General features: G+C 44.7%; 4 protein-coding genes and 2 pseudogenes. All 6 read left to right on the plus strand.

What is annotated here, in order from left to right:
- Positions 1 to 1,856 (plus strand): DNA mismatch repair protein MutS (gene mutS / locus RMO79_RS22825; RefSeq protein ID WP_396136660.1); only part of this gene is annotated, 1,856 nt, incomplete at its 5' end.
- A gap of 42 nt (positions 1,857 to 1,898) precedes the next feature.
- Positions 1,899 to 2,120 (plus strand): hypothetical protein, encoded by a 222-nt coding sequence (locus tag RMO79_RS22830; RefSeq protein WP_310485563.1) that lies wholly within the window; start codon positions 1,899 to 1,901, stop codon positions 2,118 to 2,120.
- Positions 2,121 to 2,234: 114 nt separating this feature from the next.
- On the plus strand, positions 2,235 to 3,092 hold the full coding sequence (locus RMO79_RS22835) for an endonuclease NucS domain-containing protein (protein WP_310485564.1): 858 nt from the start codon (positions 2,235 to 2,237) through the stop codon (positions 3,090 to 3,092).
- 60 nt (positions 3,093 to 3,152) lie between these two features.
- Positions 3,153 to 3,557: a transcriptional regulator gene (locus RMO79_RS22840; protein ID WP_310485565.1), complete on the plus strand. Its 405-nt coding sequence runs from the start codon at positions 3,153 to 3,155 to the stop codon at positions 3,555 to 3,557.
- A gap of 107 nt (positions 3,558 to 3,664) precedes the next feature.
- A pseudogene (locus RMO79_RS22845) lies at positions 3,665 to 4,030 on the plus strand (radical SAM protein); the annotation flags it as partial.
- 66 nt (positions 4,031 to 4,096) lie between these two features.
- Positions 4,097 to 4,361: pseudogene (locus RMO79_RS22850) on the plus strand (hypothetical protein); the annotation flags it as partial.

A 4,361-nucleotide genomic window follows, 5' to 3' on the forward strand; every position in this document is an offset into this window, starting at 1 on the left:
AAGCCAAGCAACGGCTGATGGACACCTTCAAAATGCGATCGCTAGAATCTTTGGGGTGTGCGCCGTTTCCGCTAGCTGTGCGGGCGGCTGGCGGCTTGTTGGAATATCTCGAAGCCACCCAAAAAGGGAATCCCGTTACCCTGCAACCCTTACGCACCTATTCACTCGGCGATTATTTAGTATTCGATCGTCAGTCTTGCCGCAATCTCGAAATTACTCAAACCGTGCGGGATGGCTACTTTCAAGGCTCCCTACTCTGGGCGTTAGATAAAACCTGTACCGCGATGGGCGGACGCGCCCTGCGCCGCTGGCTCTTACAACCCCTACTAGATATCACCTCCATCAATAAACGCCAAGATACTATTCAAGAACTCGTAGAACAAACCTTCCTGCGTCAGGATCTCCAACAACTGCTCAAACAGATCTACGATATCGAACGCCTATCGGGAAAAGCCGCATCGGGACGCGCCAACGCCCGCGATTTAGTCGCCCTCGCCGACTCCTTCCTCAAACTCCCCGAACTTGCCAGCATCGCCAGCAAAGGCAAATCCCCCTTCCTTAAAATCCTCCACCAAGTCCCCGCCGAACTCGAAGCCTTGGGACAACAAATCGCCGCACATCTAGTCGAACACCCACCCCAACACCTCAAAGAAGGCGGTATCATTCGATCGGGCATCCACCCCCAACTCGACGAAATGCGTGCCGCCGCTGCTGGCGATCTCCAGTGGATTGCCAATTTAGAAGCGATCGAACGCGAACGCACCGAAATTGCTAATCTCAAAGTAGGCTTTAACAAAACCTTCGGCTACTACATCAGCATCTCCCGCCTCAAAGCCGACCAAGTACCGATCGACTATATCCGCAAACAAACCCTCACCAACGAAGAACGCTACATCACCCCCGAACTCAAAGAACGGGAAGTCCGCGTCCTCACCGCCCAAGAAGATCTCAACCGGGTCGAACATGAAATTTTCGTCGAACTCCGCACCACAGTTGCCGCCCATACCGAACTAATCCGCACCATCGCCCGCAGTATTTCCGCAGTTGATGTCTTATGCGGTTTAGCCGAAATTGCCGCTACTCAAGGCTATTGTCGCCCCCAGATGGTACCCACCCGCGAAATCCACATTACCGACGGTCGCCATCCCGTCGTCGAAAAAGCCCTCCTCGCTGGTTTCTTCGTCCCCAATTCCACCCAATTGGGACAAGCCGAACACATCACCCCCAGCGTCGAACATCCCGATCTGATCGTCCTGACGGGGCCGAATGCCAGCGGTAAAAGTTGCTATTTACGGCAATTAGGCTTGATTCAAATCATGGCGCAAATTGGTAGTTTTATTCCCGCCACCGCCGCCACATTAGGGATTTGCGATCGCATCTTCACCCGCGTCGGAGCAGTAGACGATCTCGCCACCGGACAATCCACATTCATGGTCGAGATGAATGAAACCGCCAACATCCTCAACCACGCCACCCCCAACTCCCTCGTTTTACTAGACGAAATCGGACGCGGTACCGCTACATTTGACGGACTTTCGATCGCCTGGGCGGTATCGGAATATCTCGCCAACGAAATCGGTTCGCGCACGATTTTTGCCACCCATTATCACGAACTCAACGAACTCGCCTCCATCCTCCCCAACGTGGCAAATTACCAAGTCACAGTCAAAGAATTACCCGACAAAATTATCTTCCTCCACCAAGTCCAACCGGGCGGCGCGAGTAAATCCTACGGTATCGAAGCCGGACGCTTGGCAGGTTTACCCCCACAAGTAATTAGTCGCGCTCGTCAGGTAATGTCCCAAATCGAAGAACACAGTAAAATCGCGATCGGGTTAAGAGAATCGATGTCGTGATAGCGATCGAACACTGCAAACAAACTAAACCGATTTAAAAAGATGACTACATTACAACAAGTTTTAGAAGCTGCCCTAGACTTACCTCCCGAAGAACAAGAAGCTCTAGTAATAGCAATCCGATCGCACAAATCTGAAACCCGTAGAACTGAGTTCGCAGAATACGCACGACAAGCGGCATTGGATGTACAATCGGGCAAGTTGAAACCGAAGTCAGTAGCTGAAATAATGAGTCAATTAGATGACGGATCGTGTCGCAATTGATGCTCATAGTACAATTACTTTGGGACTGAAGAAGTAGAAGTCATGGATTGTGTCATATTTATAGCTATAAATGGGAATACTAGCTAATGATCCATAAAGAGGTAGCTTTTACCATTGAGCACAATAATCAAGACAAAAGAAGGGAATTTTAAATTTAAAAGTGAGACAGAGCTTGAAAACTTTGTGTTCATTCACTTAGATAGATTACTGAATTTATCGCCAATCTCTAGGCAATATAGAATTGGGACTGAAATCTGTGATGTTTTAGCAACAGATAATCAAGGAAAATTGACTATTATTGAGTTGAAAAATACAGAGGATAGATATATTGTTCAGCAACTCACCAGATATTATCATGGATTGATTGAAAACAAGCCACGATTAAATGGAATAGACTACAGAAAACCAGTTAAACTAATTGCAGTTGCACCATCATTTCATTTGCACAACTTTGTAGATAAAATATATACAACGCTGAACTTTGAATTTTTTACTTTCGATCTAACTGTAAATAAGATAACAGGAGATGTATTTTTTGAGTTAACAAATGTTAGTACTAAGGAAAAATATGTAGAGCAAGTTCCACAAATCAAGCATAGTAGAGTAATTAAAGGTCAAGAAGCTATAGTAGCAGAAGTTGATTATGATGAAATGATTGACTATCATATGAGACTTAGTTATTCAGCTAAGTTAGGACTAGACCCATTAAGTCCTGAGCAACTCAGAGAAAGACAGACAAAATACAGAAGCAAGTGTACAAAAGAATTTAAAATTAACTTAGAATTGATGAAAAAGACAGGTATCATCCGAAAATCTGTCAGTATTAAATTACCATCAAAGGTTAGAATCGGGGATTTCTATGTTTGGATAGCAAAGAATGTGACTGGAGGGATAGAATGTCGTAGGGCAAAAAATAGAACTATTAGCAGAACTCCATCCGGTGTATTCAATATCCGTGTATGGTTTTACTAAAAATAATCTACATCAAATATATTCTCACTCACGCAGAGTACGATAAGGAGCAATAGAAAAATGACGCTTACTTTTAATCGCGATCGATATATAGACTTATTATCTGAATATCAGCCAAAGCTAATTAAAACAGAAGAGGAGAATGAGCAAGCTCTGGCGATGGTAGAGAAGTTGATGCACTTACCCAGTCGTACACCCGAACAACAAGAACTTTATGAGTTGTTAGTTGTATTAATTGAGAAGTTTGAGCAGGAATTTTATCAACCTCAAACAGAGAATAACCCTCGATCGATGTTATCGTTTTTGATGGATCAGAGAGATATGCAGCCATCCGAGCTGGTGCATATTTTTGGTTCTACTAAGGCAGTTGAAGACGTATTAACTGGTAAAGCTGAGATCGGTCGATCGAGTGCCGATTTATTAGGTAAACTATTTCATGTCGATGCCCTATTGTTTGTTCGATAGTTTGCGATCTATCTCTGGAACATGTATTTACATCGTAAAAAAGTGCTTGCAGCGATTTCTGAGTCCAATAAAGCTAAAATTTATTAAATTCGATCGAATAATTAGAATTGCGATCTACGGGTTATGATGAGTTCTCTCTCCTCTCCCTTAGTTGCTCGGATTATCTCGCCCTCCCCGCCGTGGGCTTGGAAATCAAGAATCGGCTCAAGGATGAGAATATCTCGCTCTCGCTTCCCAGTCAGCGGGTGGATAGATTTGATGAAGATATCGCCAATGTCATCGGTGGTACGCGCAAAGGTGGCTTAACTTTCGCGCCGGAAGCGGGTACCCAACGGTTGCGGGATATTATTAATAAAGGTTTGACGAATGAAGAATTGCTCCGTGGTGTGAAGACGGGCTTCGAGCAGGGTTGGGATAAGATTAAGCTCTACTTCACGATCGGTTTACCTGGTGAAACCGATGTCTATGTCGTCACTTGTGTGGTGTAGACACTAAGCCTATGCTGAACTTCAGGCGACTCACTAAAACTAGCACGATCGATGACTCGATTTCCACACGACCAATTTGCAAAAGATTTTCTGGAATCTTTATTATCACCTTTGGGTGAGGTTCAGACTTCACTAAAAATTAGTGGCGAAGTTCGGGAAATGGATGTTTATTTCACCCCGACTCCGAATGAGAAAATAACTTCAGATTTAGGACTATTAGCGCAGTGTTCTGAAACTGCTACTGTATTTGAGCCTTTTCGGAGTTCTGTGAAACTTGCTCAGATTCGTAGCTGTATGTCCAAGTTATTCGATCTGC

The organism is Chamaesiphon sp. VAR_48_metabat_403, assembly GCF_031422475.1.
Classification (GTDB): Bacteria; Cyanobacteriota; Cyanobacteriia; order Cyanobacteriales; family Chamaesiphonaceae; genus Chamaesiphon.